This is a genomic window from Mycobacterium sp. 29Ha (assembly GCF_032883055.1).
Lineage (GTDB): Bacteria > Actinomycetota > Actinomycetes > Mycobacteriales > Mycobacteriaceae > Mycobacterium > Mycobacterium gallinarum.
In genome coordinates this window covers 257487-275930 of the sequence record NZ_JAMQTI010000004.1, presented here as the reverse complement: position 1 = coordinate 275930, position 18444 = coordinate 257487, and the positions used below count along the sequence as shown (strand labels likewise).

General features: G+C 67.1%; 23 protein-coding genes. 13 read left to right on the top strand and 10 right to left on the bottom strand.

Features of this window, described 5'->3' with window-relative positions:
• Nucleotides 1–24 precede the first annotated feature (24 nt).
• From bluB to M1248_RS07595, 4 genes are read left to right on the top strand one after another with little or no spacing between them, the layout of a single operon-like run.
• Complete coding sequence (gene bluB / locus M1248_RS07610) at nucleotides 25–699, top strand: 5,6-dimethylbenzimidazole synthase (protein ID WP_410506637.1); 675 nt, start codon at nucleotides 25–27, stop codon at nucleotides 697–699.
• A complete protein-coding gene (locus M1248_RS07605) occupies nucleotides 660–1451 on the top strand; it encodes a 5-oxoprolinase subunit PxpA (RefSeq protein ID WP_317147955.1) in 792 nt (263 codons plus the stop codon). The genes bluB and M1248_RS07605 overlap by 40 nt, the downstream gene beginning before the upstream one ends.
• A gap of 38 nt (nucleotides 1452–1489) precedes the next feature.
• Nucleotides 1490–2437 (top strand): permease, encoded by a 948-nt coding sequence (locus M1248_RS07600; protein ID WP_317147954.1) that lies wholly within the window; start codon nucleotides 1490–1492, stop codon nucleotides 2435–2437.
• Entirely contained in the window at nucleotides 2434–3150 is a 717-nt protein-coding gene (locus M1248_RS07595; RefSeq protein WP_163731505.1) for a TIGR03943 family putative permease subunit, read from the top strand. Before M1248_RS07600 ends, M1248_RS07595 begins: the two co-directional genes overlap by 4 nt.
• Before the next feature lies 1 nt (nucleotide 3151).
• On the opposite strand, the gene M1248_RS07590 is transcribed toward M1248_RS07595, so the two are convergent.
• From M1248_RS07590 to rpmB, 4 genes are read right to left on the bottom strand one after another with little or no spacing between them, the layout of a single operon-like run.
• Nucleotides 3152–4183 (bottom strand): CobW family GTP-binding protein, encoded by a 1032-nt coding sequence (locus tag M1248_RS07590; protein WP_163731509.1) that lies wholly within the window; start codon nucleotides 4181–4183, stop codon nucleotides 3152–3154.
• A gap of 9 nt (nucleotides 4184–4192) precedes the next feature.
• Nucleotides 4193–4447, bottom strand: coding sequence for a 30S ribosomal protein S18 (rpsR, locus tag M1248_RS07585; RefSeq protein ID WP_163731512.1), 255 nt, complete (start codon nucleotides 4445–4447; stop codon nucleotides 4193–4195).
• Nucleotides 4447–4611, bottom strand: coding sequence for a 50S ribosomal protein L33 (rpmG, locus tag M1248_RS07580; RefSeq protein WP_163731515.1), 165 nt, complete (start codon nucleotides 4609–4611; stop codon nucleotides 4447–4449). Before rpmG ends, rpsR begins: the two co-directional genes overlap by 1 nt.
• Entirely contained in the window at nucleotides 4611–4847 is a 237-nt protein-coding gene (gene rpmB / locus M1248_RS07575) for a 50S ribosomal protein L28 (RefSeq protein ID WP_317147953.1), read from the bottom strand. The genes rpmG and rpmB overlap by 1 nt, the downstream gene beginning before the upstream one ends.
• A gap of 61 nt (nucleotides 4848–4908) precedes the next feature.
• Between rpmB and mrf the strand changes: the two genes are divergently transcribed.
• From mrf to M1248_RS07550, 5 genes are all read left to right on the top strand, one after another.
• Nucleotides 4909–6090: a ribosome hibernation factor-recruiting GTPase MRF gene (gene mrf / locus M1248_RS07570; protein WP_317147952.1), complete on the top strand. Its 1182-nt coding sequence runs from the start codon at nucleotides 4909–4911 to the stop codon at nucleotides 6088–6090.
• Nucleotides 6087–6335 (top strand): type B 50S ribosomal protein L31, encoded by a 249-nt coding sequence (locus tag M1248_RS07565; protein WP_317147951.1) that lies wholly within the window; start codon nucleotides 6087–6089, stop codon nucleotides 6333–6335. Before mrf ends, M1248_RS07565 begins: the two co-directional genes overlap by 4 nt.
• Nucleotides 6336–6345: 10 nt before the next feature.
• Nucleotides 6346–7266: an MBL fold metallo-hydrolase gene (locus M1248_RS07560; protein WP_317147950.1), complete on the top strand. Its 921-nt coding sequence runs from the start codon at nucleotides 6346–6348 to the stop codon at nucleotides 7264–7266.
• Complete coding sequence (locus tag M1248_RS07555; RefSeq protein WP_163731530.1) at nucleotides 7257–8498, top strand: SLC13 family permease; 1242 nt, start codon at nucleotides 7257–7259, stop codon at nucleotides 8496–8498. Before M1248_RS07560 ends, M1248_RS07555 begins: the two co-directional genes overlap by 10 nt.
• A 104-nt stretch (nucleotides 8499–8602) precedes the next feature.
• Nucleotides 8603–9406, top strand: coding sequence for an SGNH/GDSL hydrolase family protein (locus M1248_RS07550; protein ID WP_232076196.1), 804 nt, complete (start codon nucleotides 8603–8605; stop codon nucleotides 9404–9406).
• Here the strand turns inward: M1248_RS07550 and rlmB are convergent.
• The 4 genes from rlmB to carD are packed head-to-tail and all read right to left on the bottom strand — an operon-like array spanning nucleotide 9403 to nucleotide 12739.
• Nucleotides 9403–10344 carry a 23S rRNA (guanosine(2251)-2'-O)-methyltransferase RlmB gene (gene rlmB / locus M1248_RS07545; protein WP_163731535.1) on the bottom strand — a complete coding sequence of 314 codons (942 nt, stop codon included), beginning with the start codon at nucleotides 10342–10344 and terminating at the stop codon, nucleotides 9403–9405. The genes M1248_RS07550 and rlmB overlap by 4 nt on opposite strands.
• On the bottom strand, nucleotides 10345–11745 hold the full coding sequence (gene cysS, locus M1248_RS07540) for a cysteine--tRNA ligase (RefSeq protein ID WP_317147949.1): 1401 nt from the start codon (nucleotides 11743–11745) through the stop codon (nucleotides 10345–10347).
• Nucleotides 11746–11765: 20 nt separating this feature from the next.
• Entirely contained in the window at nucleotides 11766–12245 is a 480-nt protein-coding gene (gene ispF / locus M1248_RS07535) for a 2-C-methyl-D-erythritol 2,4-cyclodiphosphate synthase (protein WP_163731541.1), read from the bottom strand.
• Nucleotides 12246–12250: 5 nt separating this feature from the next.
• A complete protein-coding gene (carD, locus tag M1248_RS07530; protein ID WP_003888533.1) occupies nucleotides 12251–12739 on the bottom strand; it encodes an RNA polymerase-binding transcription factor CarD in 489 nt (162 codons plus the stop codon).
• A 239-nt stretch (nucleotides 12740–12978) separates the two neighbouring features.
• On the opposite strand from carD, the gene M1248_RS07525 reads away from it, so the two are divergent.
• The 3 genes from M1248_RS07525 (at nucleotide 12979) to disA (ending at nucleotide 16134) form a co-directional block, all read left to right on the top strand.
• On the top strand, nucleotides 12979–13542 hold the full coding sequence (locus tag M1248_RS07525; protein WP_163731544.1) for a hypothetical protein: 564 nt from the start codon (nucleotides 12979–12981) through the stop codon (nucleotides 13540–13542).
• A gap of 68 nt (nucleotides 13543–13610) precedes the next feature.
• A complete protein-coding gene (gene radA / locus M1248_RS07520; RefSeq protein ID WP_317147948.1) occupies nucleotides 13611–15005 on the top strand; it encodes a DNA repair protein RadA in 1395 nt (464 codons plus the stop codon).
• A gap of 10 nt (nucleotides 15006–15015) precedes the next feature.
• Entirely contained in the window at nucleotides 15016–16134 is a 1119-nt protein-coding gene (gene disA, locus M1248_RS07515) for a DNA integrity scanning diadenylate cyclase DisA (RefSeq protein ID WP_317147947.1), read from the top strand.
• Here the strand turns inward: disA and M1248_RS07510 are convergent.
• A complete protein-coding gene (locus M1248_RS07510) occupies nucleotides 16131–16883 on the bottom strand; it encodes a hypothetical protein (RefSeq protein ID WP_163731554.1) in 753 nt (250 codons plus the stop codon). The two genes, disA and M1248_RS07510, sit on opposite strands and share 4 nt — an antisense overlap.
• A 71-nt stretch (nucleotides 16884–16954) precedes the next feature.
• Nucleotides 16955–17575 (bottom strand): carbonic anhydrase, encoded by a 621-nt coding sequence (locus M1248_RS07505; protein WP_163731557.1) that lies wholly within the window; start codon nucleotides 17573–17575, stop codon nucleotides 16955–16957.
• Here M1248_RS07505 and M1248_RS07500 point away from each other — a divergent pair.
• On the top strand, nucleotides 17574–18443 hold the full coding sequence (locus M1248_RS07500; protein WP_317147946.1) for an A/G-specific adenine glycosylase: 870 nt from the start codon (nucleotides 17574–17576) through the stop codon (nucleotides 18441–18443). The genes M1248_RS07505 and M1248_RS07500 overlap by 2 nt on opposite strands.
• The last annotated feature ends 1 nt before the right edge of the window (nucleotide 18444 follow it).

Below are 18444 nucleotides of genomic sequence, written 5' to 3'. Positions count from 1 at the left end.
ATGGTGCCACCTAAGCTCACGAGCGTGACCGAGCACGCATTCAGTCCCGCTGAGCGAAGCGCGATCTACCGGGTGATCGCCGCACGCCGCGATATGCGCCGCTTCGTCCCCGGATCCGAGATCCCCGAGGACGTCCTGGTTCGATTGCTGCAGGCCGCGCATGCCGCGCCCAGCGTCGGGCTGATGCAGCCGTGGCGATTCATCCGGATCACCGACCTCGCGTTGCGCCGCGACATCCACGCCGTCGTCGACGACGAACGTCAGCGCACGGCCGAGGCGCTCGGGCCGCGCAACGCCGAGTTCCTGGCCCTGAAGGTCGAAGGCATTCTGGACTGTGCCGAGCTCTTGGTCGTCGCGCTCGGCGACGGGAGGCAGGACCACGTGTTCGGCAGGCGCACGCTGCCACAGATGGATCTTGCGTCGGTGTCGTGCGCCATCGAGAACCTGTGGCTGGCCGCACGTGCCGAAGGTCTCGGCATGGGGTGGGTGTCGATATTCGACCCGCGCCGGCTCGGGGAGTTGCTCGGTGTGCCGGAGGACGCCGAGGCTGTCGCGGTGCTGTGTCTTGGTCCGGTGCCGGAGTTTCCCGACCGCCCGCAACTCGAGATCGACGATTGGGCGGTCGGACGACCGCTGAGCGAGTTCGTCGCCGAGAACCGATGGGCCGCGCCCGCGCCGATCGTAGGCTGGTCGACGTGACCGTCGATCTCAACGCCGACCTCGGTGAGAGCTTCGGAGTGTGGAAACTCGGCGACGACGACGCGATGCTCGATGTCGTCACGAGCGCCAACGTCGCATGCGGCTTCCACGCCGGCGACTCTGCACTGTTGCTGCGGACGTGCCGGGCGGCAGCCGAACGCGATGTGCGCATCGGCGCGCAGGTCAGCTATCTCGATCTCGCCGGATTCGGCAGACGCTTCATCGACGCCGATCCAGAAGACCTGAAGGCGGACGTGATCTACCAGATCGGCGCGCTACAGGCGATCGCTCAAGTCGCCGGGTCGACGGTAAGTTACGTCAAACCCCATGGCGCGCTGTACAACACGATCGTCACCAATCATGATCAGGCACGTGCGGTCGCCGAAGCGGTGCATGCGGTCGACCCCGCACTGCCCGTCCTCGGCCTATCGGGATCGGTGTTCTTCGCCGAGGCGCAGGAGCTCGGCCTGCGGACCGTGCCCGAGGCGTTTGCCGACCGTGCGTACCGATCCGACGGGCAGCTGGTGTCGCGGCGGCTGCACAACGCGGTACTTCATGACGTCGAGGAGATCGCAGACCGGGTGTCGTCGATGGTGACGGCGGGTCGAGTTGCCGCAGCAGACGGCTCCACGATTCCGATCACGGTCGAATCTGTTTGTGTGCACGGAGATTCACCGGGGGCGGTGCAGATCGCCCATGCAGTCAGGGCACGGCTGCATTCCGACGGAGTCGAGATCAAGGCCTTCACCTGAACACCGCCCTGACCGAACCGCGCCGGCGGATCGGGTCCATGCACGTGCTGGTCGTCGGCATGGTCGCATTGGCCGTTTTCGGCACTGCGCTGAGGGGATTCGTCGTTGGCTCGGCGGAACTTTCGACCGCCGCAACGGTTTTCAGCGGGATCTTCGTGCAGGCCATTCCGTTCCTGGCCCTCGGAATCGTGATCAGTGGACTTGTCGCGGCGTTCGTGACGCCCGAACGGCTGTCTCGCTGGTTGCCACGCAGACCCGCTGCGGCGATCCTCGCTGCGGGTGTCGGCGGTGCCGCGCTGCCCGGTTGCGAGTGCGGTTCGGTTCCGGTTGCGCGACGCCTGTTCGGTGACGGGGCAGTGGGCGCCGCCGCCTTGACCTTCATGCTCGCCGCCCCAGCCATCAACCCCGTCGTGCTGGTCGCCACGGCTGTCGCATTCCCCGGCCAGCCGCAAATGGTGGCGGCGCGGTGTATCGCGTCGTTGGTGACTGCGCTGATCATGGGAGCCGTGTGGGCGCGGTTCGGCCGAACCGAGTGGATAACCCGGCGCCTGCCGCAACCGCGCGACGGCGAGGGGTCGCGCTGGACGGTGTTCACCGAGGCCGCCCGGCACGACTTCCTGCAAGCGGCCTCGTATCTGGTGATCGGCGCTGCCGCTGCAGCGGCGCTTCGGGTGGTCGTGCCGCCGTGGATGTACGAGAAGCTCGCAGGGCAGATCGTGCTCGGCATCTTGACCATGGCGCTGCTCGCCGTGGTCTTGTCGCTGTGCTCAGAGGCGGACGCGTTCGTCGCCGCCAGCTTGACGATGCTCCCACTGCTGCCGCGCCTGGTGTTTCTCGTCGTCGGTCCGGCCGTCGATCTCAAGCTGTTCGCGATGCAGGCCGGGATGTTCGGTCGCGCTTTCGCTTTGCGGTTCGCGCCGACGACGTTCGTGGTGGCCACACTGGTCGCCTCGGGTGTCGGACTGCTGTTGGTGGGTACGCAATGAGTCGCGAGACCGAGAACGTTCTTCTGTTGCTCGTCGGCATGGCCACGGGAATCATCACCATCACCGGGACCTACACCAGGTACGTCAAGCCTTCGCTGCTGCCGTGGCTGGCGGTGTCGGCGATCCTGCTGATAGTGCTCGCATTGATCTCGATCGTGCGCGACATCCGCCGTGGAGCGGCCGACGCGCCTCACGACGACGGCCATGCGCACCGCGCGTCGGCAGCCTGGCTGCTGGTCGTTCCCATCGCGGTGATCGGTTTCATCGTTCCGCCTGCCATCGCCCCCGAAGCCGCCACCCCGTCGGTGACCGAGGTGTCCTCTGAAGTGCAGCGACGGCCGTTCCCCGCGTTGCCCGCCGAACGTGCACCGGCCATCTCGCTGCCGGAGCTTCTGGTGCGGATAGCGCGGGATTCGGCGAACACCCTTGACGGCAGGCTGATCACGGTAACTGGATTCACGTTCAAGGAGGACGGTCGCACGGATCTGGCGCGCGTGGTGATCATCTGCTGCGCCGCCGATGCCTCGCTGGCGCGGATCCGCGTCAGCGGTCCGGCCGCGCAACAGATCGCCGCCTATCCAGAGAACACCTGGTTGCGGGTCGAGGCTGAAGTCCCATCCGGACAGACCTTTTCACGCAATGGCCCGATCGCCGTCATGGAGGTCTTCTCCGCCACCCGTATCGAACCGCCCGCGAATCTGTACGAGTATTGATTCACAGGCTGAGTCGGCGATAACGCTGCAGGCGGCGAATCGCGCCTGCCGATGCGTTTCCCTCGCATGGGGCGAGGACGGCATCCAGAAGGGCACGCACGTCTTCGGTGTCGAGATCCATTCCGATGGCAACGAGGCTGTTCGGCGTCGCCGACGCGGGAGCGGTGGAGACATGTATGGACGGACCAACCAGATGGACGACATAGGGCCGCACTGCGGAGCGATATCGCACGGCGATCGCGCCCTTGACCCGATAGACCCCAGGCGGCGGATCCTCCAGCAGGTCGAGTAACTTGCCCGGGTCGATACACCCCGAGCTGGTCACCGTGACCGCGTCGGCGTGGGCGTGGTCATCGTCGGCATGGGCATGCGTCTCTTCCGCGGATTCGAAGAGGAGTTCCCTGAACGAGAGCTGGCCCAGCTCGTCATCCGTTCGGGGTAGGTCATACAGCAGCGCGGGATCGATTCGCGCGCCGACCGTCCCGACCACGGGGGCGAGTGGGTTGCGCTCGCGAACACGCTGCTCGATTCGTTCGAGCAGCGGTTGCCGGTCGTCCTCGGGCAGTTGGTCCATCTTGTTGACGACGATCAAGGACGCGGCGCCGTAGCGAGCCGGCGGAGTTCTGTCGCGATCGACGACGTCGAAGTGGGTGGTGGCGTCGATGACGTCGACTATGCCGCCTGGCCGCACGCCGTCAACGCCGCTGAAGCGGATCAGCTGCGCCACGGCGACCGGGTCGGCCAGGCCGCTGGTCTCGACGATGATGGCGTCGAGGTCGAGCCGCGGGTCGGTGAGCTTGGTCAGCGCGTCGTCGAGCCCACCGTTGTCCGGCAGGCAACACACACAACCACCGGTGATCGAACTGGGTTCGTCGATCTGGCCGACGACCAGCCCGGCGTCGACGTTGAGCGCGCCAAAGTCGTTGACGATCACGCCAAGTCGCGCTCTCGGGGTTCGCAGGACATGGTTCAGCAGACTCGTCTTACCTGCGCCCAGATAACCAGTCAACGCGATGACTGGAACGGTTCTCACGCGCGGAGATTACCGCAGGGTGGCGTACGGCAGCAGCGCCATCTCTCGAGCGTTCTTGATCGCGATGGCGACCTGCCGCTGCTGCTGCACCGACAACCCCGTCACACGGCGCGACCGGATCTTGCCGCGTTCGGAGATGAATGTGCGGAGCAGCTGCACGTCCTTGTAGTCGACGTGGGTGATGCCGGCAGCCTTCAGCGGATTTGTCTTATGCCGCTTGGGTTCAGGTGCAGGAGATCGGCGGACCTGCCTCTTCTTGGCCATCAACGCTCCTCACGGAAGTCGACGTGGCGCCGTACCACCGGGTCGTACTTGCGCAGCACGATCCGGTCGGGGTCGTTTCGACGGTTCTTGCGTGTGACGTAGGTATAGCCCGTGCCCGCGGTGGACTTCAGTTTGACGATGGGCCGGATATCGTTGCGCGCCATCAGATGTTCGTCCCTTCACGACGCAGCCGGGCGACGACGGCCTCGATGCCGTCACGGTCGATGACCTTGATTCCCTTGGCGCTCACCCGCAGCGTGACGCGACGGCGCTCCGAGGCCAGGTAGTAGGTCTTGGACTGGATGTTCGGGTTCCACCGCCGACGGGTGCGACGGTGCGAATGCGATACGGAATTGCCGAAGCTCGGCGATCGGCCGGTGACCTGACAGTGCGCGGACACGGCCCTCCCTTCGTTGCGCTAATGTAAATGATAATCGTTTTCAATAGTACAGGAGGTACGCATGCGAACGCCGCTGGTCCTGATCTGCGGTCAGGGCGATACCGATGGCGTCGTCGACGTCGTGGCCAGACAACCTGGCACCGTCGTCGTCGAGCACAGGTTCGACGGTCAGGTGGTGCTACGGCGCGTCGGCGTGGCCGGCGATACGACGGAGTGGCCGCTCGAGCTGAGGAAGGGCTGCGTCACCTGCACCGTGCGCAACGACCTGCTGATCCTGCTCAGACGGCTGCACCGTCGCAGCGACATCGACCGCATCGTCGTGCGCTTGATGCCGTGGCTGGAACCCGAACCCGTCTGCTGGGCGATCAACAACGTCCGGGTGCGCGTGGGGCCCGGCTACCTCGACGGGCCTGCCGCCTGCGACGTCCGTATCGACGCGGTGGTGACGTGCATCGACTCCGCGAACTGGCTCAGCCAATCGCTCGGTGACGACGATCTCGCCGACGGGCGCACCGTCGCGCAGGTGGTGGTGGCCCAGGCCGAGTTCGCGGATGCACTCGTACTCACCGAACCCGACACCCGCACGCTGGCGGTGCTGCGCAGGCTGGCGCCACTCGCACGACTCACCGTCGGAGCCGACCGCGCCGAGACCGCGCTGGCCAATCTCGAGCCCGACAGCCGCCGTGGCCGCAGCGACAATCCACACGATCCCTTGCTCGCCGGCGAACCGTCGCTGTCCGGCGACGGCGACGTCGGGCTCATCCTGTTCTCCGCGCGACGGCCGTTCCATCCCGAACGCCTGCACGATGCGTTGGATCTGCTGTTGGACGGTGTGGTGCGGACCCGGGGCAGGCTGTGGCTGGCGAACCGGTTCGACGACGCGATGTGGATCGAATCCGCCGGCTGTGGGCTGCGGACCGAGTACGCCGGAAAGTGGCTGGCCGCAATGACTTCCAACCAGTTGGCGTACGCGGACCCGCAACGGTGCGCGCTAGCGTCGGCCGACTGGCACGACACCGTCGGTGATCGTCACGTGGCGTTGACGGTGCTCGTCTGCGGCGCCCAACCCGAGGCCATCGCCGACGGACTTCAGGCGGCGCTGCTGACCGACGAGGAAATGGCGCGGCCGCACGAATGGCGCGCGTACGCCGACCCGTTCGGCGATTGGCACCACGACCCATGCGAGGACATGGCCGAGCACGCCAGTGACGTCATCGCGAAGCACGAAGGAGACGAACGGTGAAACCCGACATCCATCCCGACTACCACCCCGTGGTGTTCCAGGATGCGACCACCGGTGACGCATTCCTGACACGATCGACGTTGACGAGCGAGCGCACCGTCGAATGGGAGGACGGCCGCACCTATCCGCTTGTCGTCGTCGACATCAGCGCCTCGTCGCATCCGTTCTGGACAGGCTCGCGCCGCCACATCGACACCGCCGGGCAGGTCGAGAAGTTCCGCAGGCGCTACGGGGACCGCACATAAGGTTGGCGCTATGCGCCTCAAGCTCGGCAGGCCGGACCTGGCCGACTACGCCGGTTACTTCGACGAGCCCGCTGCGACCGAGGGTGCGCCGCTGACCGTCACCTGGGCCGGCGTCACCACGCTGCTCGTCGACGACGGTGAGTCCGCGGTGATGACCGACGGCTTCTTCTCCCGGCCGAGCCTGGCTGAGGTCGGGCTGCGGTCGTTGTCGCCGTCGACGCCGCGGATCGACGGCTCGTTGGCGCGAATGGGGGTGCAGCGCCTTGAGGCAGTGTTGCCGGTGCACACCCATTTCGACCACGCGATGGACAGCGCCGTGGTCGCCCAGCGCACCGGCGCGAAGGTGGTCGGCGGAACGTCGGCGCGACAGGTCGGCCTCGGTCACGGGTTGCCCGACGATCGCCTCGTCGTGGCGACACCGGGCAAAGCCATAACCCTTGGGGCGTATGACGTCACGCTGATCGAGTCCGAACACTGCCCACCCGACCGCTTTCCCGGCGTCATCACCGAACCCGTCGCGCCACCGGTGCGCGCGTCGGCATACAAGTGCGGGGAAGCATGGTCGACGGTCGTGCATCACCGGCCGTCGGACCGGCGGTTGCTGATCGTCGGCAGCGCCGGTTTCCTGCCCGGCGCGCTGGCCACACAGCGGGCCGACGTCGTGTACCTCGGCGTCGGGCAGCTCGGTGTGCAGCCCGAGCAGTACCTGCTCGACTACTGGACAGAAGCTGTGCGCGCGGTGGGTGCGCGCCGCGTCGTCCTGATCCATTGGGACGACTTCTTCCGCCCGCTGCACAAGCCGCTGCGCGCGCTGCCCTACGCGGGTGACGATCTGGACGTCACGATGCAGGTGCTATCCCGGCTGGCGCGCGAGGACGGTGTCGCGCTGCATCTGCCTACGCTCTGGCAGCGCGCAGACCCGTGGGGTTGAGCCTGGCGCTCGTCGCGCTGGTCGTCGTGCTGCTGTTCGCCATAGTGCGCCCGCACGGCTGGCCCGAGGCCATCGTCGCGGTACCGGCGGCCGCCACGCTGATCGTCGCCGGCGTCATCTCGGTGCCGGAGGCGTTGGCCGAAGTGAACCGGCTGCTGCCCGTCGTCGGTTTCCTTGCCGCGATCCTGGTGCTCGCGAAGCTGTGCGACGACGAAGGCCTGTTCCGCGCCGCGGGCGTCGCGATGGCGCGGTTCAGCGCGGGCAACCCCAAACACCTGCTGTCCATGGTGTTCGTCGTCGCGTCGGCAACCACCGCGATCCTGAGCCTTGATGCGACGGTCGTGCTGCTGACACCGGTCGTCCTCGCGACCGCACGTACGCTGGCGGTACCGGCCCGACCACATGCGTACGCCACCGCCCACCTGTCCAACAGCGCTTCGCTGCTGCTGCCGGTGTCCAACCTGACCAACCTGTTGGCGTTCACGGCGGCGGGCCTGACGTTCCTGCATTTCGCCGCGATCATGGCCCTGCCGTGGCTGGCGGCGATCGCCGTCGAGTTCGTCCTTCTACGTTGGCTTTTCAAGCGCGATCTGTCGATCGAGTCGCAGCGGGTGAATACCTCAGAGCCCGTCGACGTGCCGGTGTTCGTGCTGGTGGTACTCGCGCTCACCCTCGTCGGGTTTGCGGTGACTTCGCTCCTTGGACACTCCCCCGCCTGGGCGGCCCTGGCCGGCGCAACCGTCCTGGGCGTGCGCGCACTCGCGCGCCGCGACACCACCGTCACGCGGATCGCGTCCGCTGTCGACGCACCGTTTCTCGCGTTCGTGTTGTGCCTCGGTGTCGTCGTCGACGCGGTGATGCTGCACGGCCTCGACTCCGCGATGCGGCATGTGCTGCCCACCGGGAGCACGATGCTCGCACTGCTCGGAATCGCCGCTATCGCCGCCGTGCTGTCCAATCTCGTGAACAACCTGCCCGCGGTCCTGGTCATGCTTCCGTTGGTCGCGGCGTCGGGCCCGGCCGCCGTGCTCGCCGTACTGATCGGCGTGAACATCGGTCCGAATCTGACGTACGTCGGCTCACTGGCCAACCTGCTGTGGCGTGGTGTCGTACGCCGGGAGATGCCGACCGGGTTCGTCGAGTTCACCCGGATTGGGTTGTGCACCGTGCCGCTCACCCTGCTGGCATCGGTCGCAGCCCTGTGGCTGAGCATCCAATTGATCGGTGTGTAGGCCCGGTTACCTGCGCTCAAACGACAGTGGGACAACGCATGTCGATTGAGCCACCGGCGGCGCTGCGGGGTGCGCGTCGCCGTAGCATCGGCCACATTGGTGCTATGGCTGTGTCCCGATCGTCGGCTCCGCCGACGGTGTTCAGCAGATACGTGGCACTCGGTGACTCGTTCACCGAAGGTATCGGCGACCCCCACCCAGCCCGCCCGAACGGTCTACGTGGCTGGGCGGATCGCGTCGCAGAAGTGCTCGGACAACACAACCCGCACATGCGGTACGCCAATCTGGCGGTGCGCGGGCGCACCATGGACGAGATCCTCACCGAGCAGATCCAGACCGCCGTCATGCTCGAGCCCGATATCGTGACGGTCTACGCCGGGATGAACGATCTGATGTTGGTGCGCAACAACATCGACGCCATGATGGCGCGCTATGCCGATGCGCTGAAGACGCTGCAGCAGACGGGTGCTGTAGTGCTCACGTTCACCGCAGCCGATCTCGGCACCGTGCCGCTGTTCCGCCGGCTGCGCGGCCGCGCCGCGATCTACAACGAGCTGCTGCGCACCGTCGTCGACGATCTCGGTGTACAGCTCGTGGACTTCTGGCGGTTCAACGAATTTCGGGATCCGCGACTGTGGGCGGGCGACCGCGTTCACCTGTCCCCACTCGGGCATGAACGCATGGCCGCCAAAGTCCTCGACACACTCACGGTGCCGCACAGCCTCACGTCGCGCTCAGCCGCCGTGCTGACATCGTCACCTCCGGTACACACCTGGTGGCAGAACCTGCGATGGGCGACGGCATTCGCTGCGCCGTGGGTGGCGCGTCGGCTACGGCGCGTGACGCCAGGTGCCGGTATAGAACCGAAATTGCCTGGGCTGGTCGAGATTCTGCAGCCCGCGTACTAACTGCGACGTTGGCGGGCGATTTCGGCGAGTACCACCCCGGCGGCCACCGATGCGTTCAGCGATTCCGTCGGCCCGGCCATCGGAATCGACACGATCACATCGCAGTTCTCCCTGACCAGCCGCGACAGACCCTTGCCCTCGGATCCGACGACGACCAGGATCGGGCCGGCGCCGTCCAGCTCGTCCACCGTGATGTCACCGTCGGCATCGAGACCCACCACCTGCAGGCCCGCGTTGGCCCAATCCTTCAGCGTGCGATTGAGATTCGTCGCCCGAGCCACCGGAAGCCGGGCGGCCGCACCGGCACTGGTGCGCCATGCGACCGCCGTAACCGACGCCGATCGGCGCTGCGGGATGAGCACACCGTGACCGCCGAATGCGGACACCGACCGCACGATCGCGCCGAGGTTGCGCGGATCGGAAATGTTGTCCAGGGCGACGAGCAGGGCGGGCGACACGTCCGTCGTCGCAGACTTCAGCAGGTCGTCGGGATGTGCGTACTGATACGGCGGCACCTGCAAAGCGATGCCCTGATGCAGCCCGTTGGTGCTCATCCGGTCCAGATCGGTCCGGGGCACCTCGAGGATTGCGATACCGGAATCGGCTGCCCGCGTGACTGATTCGGTCAGACGTTCGTCGGATTCCGCGCCGAGGGCGACGTAGAGCGCGGAGGCAGGCACTCCCGCGCGCAGGCATTCCACAACGGGATTGCGCCCGAGCACCAATTCGACGTCGTCGGTCTTGCGTTGCCGGCCCTGTTGCTTCCTGGCCGCCTTGGCGGCGCGTTTGGCCGCGGGATGATTGACCCGGTCCTTGGCGGCCGGAGTCGCTCCCCTGCCCTCGAGGCCACGGCGGCGCACACCGCCAGAACCGACGGTCGGCCCCTTCTTGGTGCCCGGCTTGCGAATTGCGCCGCGGCGTTTGGAGTTTCCAGCCATTTACTTTGTGTAACCGTCCAGCAGTGTCCATTGCGGTCCGTCACCGGTGTCGGTGACCTCGATTCCGGCCGCTTTGAGACGGTCGCGGATGGCGTCGGCCTCGGCCCAGTCGCGTCTGTCCCGGGCGTCAGCGCGGCGCTGCACCTCGGCCTGCACAAGCACATCGACCGCGGCCAGCGCGGCCGAAGTCTCGTCTTTGGACTCCCAGCGCTCGTCGAGCGGATCGGCGCCCAGGATGCCCATCATCGTTCGGATCGACATCGCCTGTGCCAGCGCTGTCTCGTGGTCGCCGGCGTCCAATGCCCGGTTTCCGTCGGCGCGCGCGGCGTGGATTTCAGCCAGCGCAATCGGCACCGCCAGGTCGTCGTCCAGGGCCGCCGCGAACTTCGGTGTCCACTCGCCCGGCACCACCGCGCCGACCCGGGTGCGCACGCGGTGCAGGAAATCCTCGATCCCGGTGTAGGCCTTCGCCGCGTCCTGCAGCGCCGTCTCGGAGAACTCCAGCATCGACCGGTAGTGCGCGCTGCCCAGGTAGTACCGCAGTTCGGCAGCCCGAACCCGTTGCAGCACAGCCGGTATCGCCAGCACATTGCCCAGCGACTTGCTCATCTTCTCGCCGCCCATGGTCACCCAGCCGTTGTGCAACCAGAACCTGGCGAACGGATCACCGGCGGCTTCGGCCTGCGCGATCTCGTTTTCGTGATGCGGGAACACCAGGTCCATACCGCCGGCATGAATGTCGAATTCGGCGCCAAGGTAGGCCTCGCACATCGCTACGCACTCGGTGTGCCAGCCGGGACGGCCGCGTCCCCACGGCGTCGGCCACGACGGTTCACCCGGTTTCGCGCCCTTCCACAGCGTGAAGTCGCGCTCGTCGCGTTTGCCGGTGGCAACGCCTTCGCCCTGATGCACGTCGTCGATTCGATGGCCCGACAGCTTTCCGTAGTCGGCCAGGCTCAGCACGTTGAAGTAGACGTCTCCACCACCGACGTAGGCGTGGCCACGTTCGATCAGCCGCTCGATCAGCTCGACGATCTGCGTGATGTGCCCGGTGGCCCGCGGCTCAGCCGACGGCGGAAGGACGCCCAGCGCGTCGTAGGCGGCCGAAAACGCGCGCTCGTAGGTGGCGGCCCACTCCCACCACGGCCTGCCCGCATCGGCGGCCTTGTTCAGGATTTTGTCGTCGATGTCGGTGACGTTGCGGATGAACGCGACGTCGTAACCCTTCGCCATCAGCCAGCGCCGCAGGACGTCGAACGCCACACCACTGCGAACGTGCCCGATATGAGGCAGACCCTGCACCGTCGCGCCGCAGAGATAGATCGACACGTGGCCTTCGCGCACCGGCACGAAGTCGCGGACGGCGCCCGTCATCGTGTCGTATAGCCGCAGGTCGGTCACGACGGGCCAGCTTACCGGGCTTATTCGGGCGGAATGACCAGTGCGGTCGCGATCGCGGCCAAACCTTCGCCACGGCCCGTCAGTCCCAGACCGTCTGTCGTGGTCGCCGATACCGACACCGGGGCGTCGAGGAGTTCGGACAGCAACTTCTGCGCCTCGGCCCGGCGCGGACCCACCTTGGGCCGGTTGCCGATGACCTGAACGGCGGCGTTGCCGACGCGGTAGCCCTCGGCCACCAGCAGACCATGTACATGGCGCAACATGTCGGCACCGCTGACGTCGCGCCATTCGGGGCGGCCGGTGCCAAACACCTCTCCGAGATCGCCGAGACCGGCCGCGGAAAGCAGCGCGTCACACAACGCATGAGCGGCCACGTCGCCGTCGGAATGTCCGGCGCAGCCGTCGGCGTCAGCGAACGACAGGCACAGCAGCCAGCACGGCCTACCGCTCTCGATCGGGTGTACGTCGGTACCGAGCCCGACTCTGGGCAGGCTCGTCATGGCCGTCAGGAGGCGGCAGCAAGTGCCTCGTCGAGAATGGTCGCGGCCTTCTCGTCGTCGGTGTTCTCCGCAAGCGCGAGTTCACCGACGAGAATCTGACGCGCCTTGGCCAGCATCCGCTTCTCGCCGGCGGACAGGCCACGCTCCTGATCGCGACGCCACAGGTCGCGAACCACCTCGGCGACCTTGTTCACGTCGCCGGAGGCCAGCTTCTCGAGATTGGCCTTATAGCGGCGCGACCAGTTGGTCGGCTCCTCGGTATGCGGCGCGCGGAGCACCTGGAAAACCTTGTCGAGACCTTCTTGCCCGACGACGTCTCGCACGCCCACGTATTCGGCATTCTCCGCTGGGACTCGAACGGTGAGATCGCCCTGGGCGACCTTCAAGACGAGGTATTCCTTCTGTTCGCCTTTGATGGTCCGGGTTTCGATCGCTTCGATCAGCGCGGCGCCGTGGTGTGGATAGACGACGGTGTCTCCGACCTTGAAAATCATCAGATTAGAGCCCCTTTCACAACCCAATGTTAGCACGGGGTCCAGACAGGCGTGGATCAACGGTGCAGGTCAGGGGCACTCCCGGTCGAGACTAGGGGTTGACAGGCGGATGAATACGTGCAACACGCTGCTGCCATCGAGAAATCTGCGGACCGTCCGTCGGCCCTCAGCTACCGCCCGCCACGCGCACCTACTACAGTCCATAGTCGAATCCAAAGTCCGTCGAGCAGGAGGCACGTGTGGACCGCTTCAAACTGGCCGCCTGTGGACTGGCAGCCACCGTCGTCCTGAGTGCCTGCGGGGCCGGGCAGGTTTCCCAGACGGCCACCCAGGAACCCGCGGTGAACGGCACCAGCGCGAACATCGGCCAGATCGCGGTGCGCAACGCCCACCTGCGGGTCGACCAGACGTCGGATTACGTGCAGCCGGGCAGTGAGGTGGACCTGATTTTCGTCGCTTCCAACAACTCGCCGGACGTCAACGACAAGCTGGTGTCGATCACGTCCGACGTCGGAACGGTCACGCTGAGCGGCGACACCGCCCTGCCCGCGACGGGCAACCTCGTAGTGGGCGCCCCCGACGGGCAAATCACTCCGCTCGAAAGCGTCGAGACGGTCGACGCGGCCGAAGCGAAGGTGGAGCTGACGAAGCCGATCACCAACGGCCTGACGTACAACTTCACGTTCACGTTCGAGAAGGGCGGCGAGGGCACGTTCGCAGTGCCGATTTCCGCCGGTGAGAGCCCGCGGCGCGAAGAGGGCGGCAGCGCAGGCCACTCGGGCGGCGGCTCCGGCGGTCACTGACCGCACAACTCCGCGACACGGCCGCTCACCACGGGATTTCTGTCGGTCCGTGCGGCTACGGTCGCCCCATGCCTAAAAGTGGCGCCAAGCCACGGTCGCAGTACCGCTGCTCCGAATGCCACCACGTCACAGCGAAGTGGGTTGGCCGGTGCGCGGATTGCGGCACCTGGGGCACGGTCGACGAGGTGGCGGTGCTCTCCGCCGTCAACGGGTCATCGATGCGGCGCGCGGTCGCCCCGACCTCGCCCGCGGTACCGATCAGCTCGATCGATCCCGGCCACACCCGGCACATCGGCACCGGAATCACCGAACTCGACCGGGTACTCGGGGGCGGAGTGGTCCCCGGGTCGGTGACGCTGCTGGCCGGTGAACCTGGAGTCGGGAAGTCGACCCTGCTGCTGGAGGCCGCGCACCGGTGGGCCGAGAGCGGAAAGCGCGCGCTCTACCTCTCCGGGGAGGAATCGGCCGGCCAGATCCGGATGCGGGCCGGGCGCACCGGCTGCACGCACGACGAGGTCTTCCTGGCCGCCGAGTCGGATCTGCAGATGGTGCTCGGCCACATCGACGAAGTGAAGCCCAGCCTGGTCATCGTCGACTCGGTGCAGACCATGTCGACGACCGAAGCCGACGGCGTCACCGGTGGCGTCACCCAGGTGCGCGCGGTGACCACGACGCTGACGATGGCCGCCAAAACCTCCGGCGTGGCGCTGATCCTGGTCGGCCACGTCACCAAGGACGGTGCGATCGCGGGGCCCCGCTCACTGGAGCATCTCGTCGACGTCGTCCTGCACTTCGAGGGTGACCGACAGTCGTCGCTGCGCATGGTTCGCGGTGTGAAGAACCGCTTCGGCGCGGCCGACGAGGTCGGCTGTTTTCTGTTGCACGACAAGGGAATCGAATGTGTCTCGGATCCGTCGGCACTGTTCCGCGATCAGCGGCCCCAGCCGGTGTCTGGGACGGCCGTCACGGTCACGCTCGACGGTAAGCGCCCGCTCATCGGCGAGGTACAGGCGCTTATCGGAGCACCGGCGAGCGGGTCGCCGCGGCGAGCGGTCAGCGGTATCGACTCGTCGCGCGCGGCGATGATCACGGCGGTGCTGGAGAAGCGGGCGAAGCTGCCGGTCGGCGCCAACGACATCTACCTGTCGACGGTTGGGGGCATGCGGTTGACTGATCCCTCCGCCGATCTTGCGGTGGCACTGGCGATCGCGTCGTCGTGCATGGACCTGCCGATGCCCGCCTCGGCCGTGGCGATCGGTGAGGTCGGACTCGCCGGTGATCTGCGCCGCGTCAGCGGTATGGATCGCCGGCTGGCCGAGGCCGCACGGCTGGGCTTCACTGTGGCCGTGGTGCCTCCCGGCGTGACGGCGGTGCCCGCCCGACTGCGCGCGATATCGGCCGACAACATCGGCTCGGCATTGCGGGTGCTGCGAGAAATCGCGCAGAATAGCGGCCAGTCGTAGGAGGGGTTCAATGGCTGTCAAGCCTGGTGGGAGGTCCGGCCGCACCGTTGTGCCGCTGGCGAGGCCAACCATGCGCGAGACCATTTCCCGACTGGCCCCGGGGACCGCGCTGCGCGACGGGCTCGAGCGCATCCTGCGCGGCCGCACCGGCGCGCTGATCCTCATCGGCTATGACGACAGCGTCGAGGCGATTTGCGACGGCGGTTTCTCGCTCGACGTCCGCTACGCGCCGACGCGACTGCGCGAGCTGTCCAAGATGGACGGCGCCGTGGTGCTGTCCTCCGACGGCAGCCGGATCCTGCGGGCCAACGTCCAGCTGGTGCCCGATCCGTCGATCCCCACCGAAGAGTCCGGCACTCGGCACCGGTCCGCGGAGCGCACCGCCATCCAGACGGGCTACCCGGTGATCTCGGTGAGCCATTCGATGAGCATCGTGACCGTGTACGTGGCCGGCGAACGCCACGTGATCCCCGACTCGGCGACCATCCTGTCGCGCGCCAACCAGACCATCGACACACTGGAGCGCTACAAGGCCCGCCTCGACGAGGTCAACAGGCAACTGTCGACGGCCGAAATCGAGGACTTCGTCACGCTGCGCGATGTGATGACGCTCGTGCAGCGGCTGGAGATGGTGCGGCGGATCAGCCTGGAAATCGATTCGGACGTGGTCGAACTCGGCACCGACGGACGTCAGCTCAAGCTGCAGCTGGAAGAGCTGGTCGGCGACAACGAGACCGCGCGCGAGCTGATCGTGCGCGACTACCACGCCAACCCGGACCCGCCGACCGCCGCTCAGGTCAGCGCAACGCTGGAGGAGCTGGACCACCTCTCCGACAACGAGCTGCTCGATTTCACCGCGCTGGCACGGGTTTTCGGTTACCCATCGACCGCCGAGGCACAGGATTCGGCGATGAGCTCGCGCGGTTACCGGGCGATGGCGGGCATCCCGCGACTGCAGTTCGCCCACGTCGACCTGCTGGTGCGCTCGTTCGGCTCACTGCAGGGACTGCTAGCCGCGAGCGCGACCGATCTACAGAACGTCGAGGGCATCGGATCGATGTGGGCGCGCCACATCCGAGAAGGGTTGTCGCAGTTGGCCGAATCGACGATCGCCGACCGGCTGGCCTAACCCACCGCGGGCGGTGGCGGCGGCGCCTCACCGGGCGGCGGCGCAGGCGCGGGGGCGGCGAGGCCGAACGGGACCGCCGCCGAGCGCAGGTTGCCCAGCTGGACCACGAGGTTGTACATGCCCGGCCCGATGGGTTGCCGCGGTAGCGGGCAGTTCGGTGCCGAGCCCATCCCGGTCCAGGTCACTTCGGTCGTCACCTGCTCGCCGGGCTGGAATGTCTTGACCAGCGTCTCGTTCGAAGGCGCGCAGTCCAGGTTCGACCACAGCCTGCCGTTCTCCAGCGTGTAGACGTAGGCCGCCAGCACCGCGGCGCCCACGTCGCGCTTGCACGCCACCAGGCCGATGTTCGTGACAACCATCGTGAACTTCGGCTGATCGCCGACGACGTACTGCGGCTGGTTCGTGATGCCCTTGACGGCCAGCGTCGAATCGGGGCAGTCATCGCCCTCGTTGAGCACCGGCGGCGGGGCGACAGCCGCGGTGGGGGTGGGGGTGGGCGGTGGGGCATTCTGCGCCGGCGGTATCACCGGGGTCTTGACCTCGGGGTTCTCCCCCGGCAGTGGCGTCGGCGTGGCGGCGGGGGCGGGCTGTTCGGCGGCGGTGTTCTCGGTGCCGCCCACGGACTTGATGATCACGACAGAGAGGGCTGCGATCACGCCGATGACGATCACCGCAACGCCCAGCGCCAGTGCCCTGCGGCGCCAGTAAATCTGTTGGGGTAGTGGGCCCTGCGGTTCTAGATCCAGCACAATTCACACGGTAAGGCCGGATTATGCCTGTTCGTCCGAGGTCGCCCGGCGTGTCGCGAGTGAGCCTCGACTCAGCTTTCGCCGATGTCGCCGATATGGTCCCGCAAAACCACGCGGCCGTCGGCCAGCTGATAGGTCAGGCCGACGATCGCCAAGCTGCCCGCGTCGATGCGTTCGGCGATGGCGGTCGATCGCGCCATCAGTTGCGCGCCGGTCTCCGTGACGTGCCGGGCCTCGAACTCGTCGACCCGGCTCAGTCCCTCACGACGGCCCGCCAGGATCGACGGCATCACCCGTTCGACGATGTCACGCACGTAACCGCCGGGCACCACACCGTCGTCGAGCGCCGACAGTGTCGCCTTCACCGCACCGCAGCTGTCGTGACCGAGGACGACGATCAGCGGCACATTGAGCACGGTGACCGCGAATTCGATGGAGCCGAGCACCGCCGAATCGATGACATGACCGGCGGTGCGTACGACGAACATGTCCCCGAGGCCCTGGTCGAAGATGATCTCGGCGGCCACCCGGCTGTCGCCGCAGCCGAACAAGGCGGCGATCGGCTTCTGCGCGGCGGTCAGGCTCGCTCGGTATTCGATTCCCTGGCTCGGGTGCTCAGGCTTACCCGCGACGAACCGCTCGTTACCCTCTTTGAGTGCTTTCCACGCGGTCACTGGGCTGGTGTTGGGCATGACCGACATTGTGCCCCAGCTGCTCGATTGGTACCGCACCGAGCAGCGCGATCTGCCGTGGCGGCGATCTGGCGTGTCGCCATGGCAGATTCTGGTCAGCGAATTCATGCTTCAGCAGACGCCGGTCGCGCGGGTCGAGCCGATCTGGCTGGCGTGGATCGAGCGCTGGCCGACCCCGTCTGCGACCGCGGCCGCGAGCGCGGCCGATGTGCTGCGCGCGTGGGGAAAGCTCGGCTATCCGCGCCGCGCCAAGCGGCTGCACGAGTGCGCGACGGTGATCGCCACCGAGCTCGACGACGTCGTGCCGTCGGACATCGAGACGTTGTTGACCCTTCCCGGCGTCGGCACGTACACCGCAAGGGCGATTGCCTGCTTCGCCTACCGCAAGCGGGTGCCCGTCGTGGACACCAACGTGCGCCGGGTGGTGGCCAGGGTGGTGCACGGACGCGCAGACTCCCCGTCTTCGGTTCGCGATCTCGACGACGTCGCGGCGCTGCTGCCCGACAGTGCCGACGCGCCAACGTTTTCGGTGGCCTTGATGGAACTCGGAGCGACGGTGTGCACGGCGCGCGCACCCCGGTGCGGGCTGTGCCCGTTGACTGTCTGCGCGTGGCGCTCGAGAGGTTATCCGGAGGCGGCGGCGCCGGTGCGCCGCGTACAGCGTTACGCCGGAACCGACCGCCAAGTGCGCGGTCGGTTGCTGGATGTGTTGCGCGGCAACGACTCTCCGGTCCCCAGGGCCCAGCTCGACATGGCGTGGCTGACTGACACCGCGCAACGGGATCGCGCACTGGATTCGCTGCTGGTCGACGGGCTGGTCGAGCAGACCGCAGACGGGCGTTTCGCACTTGCCGGGGAAGGCGACTAGT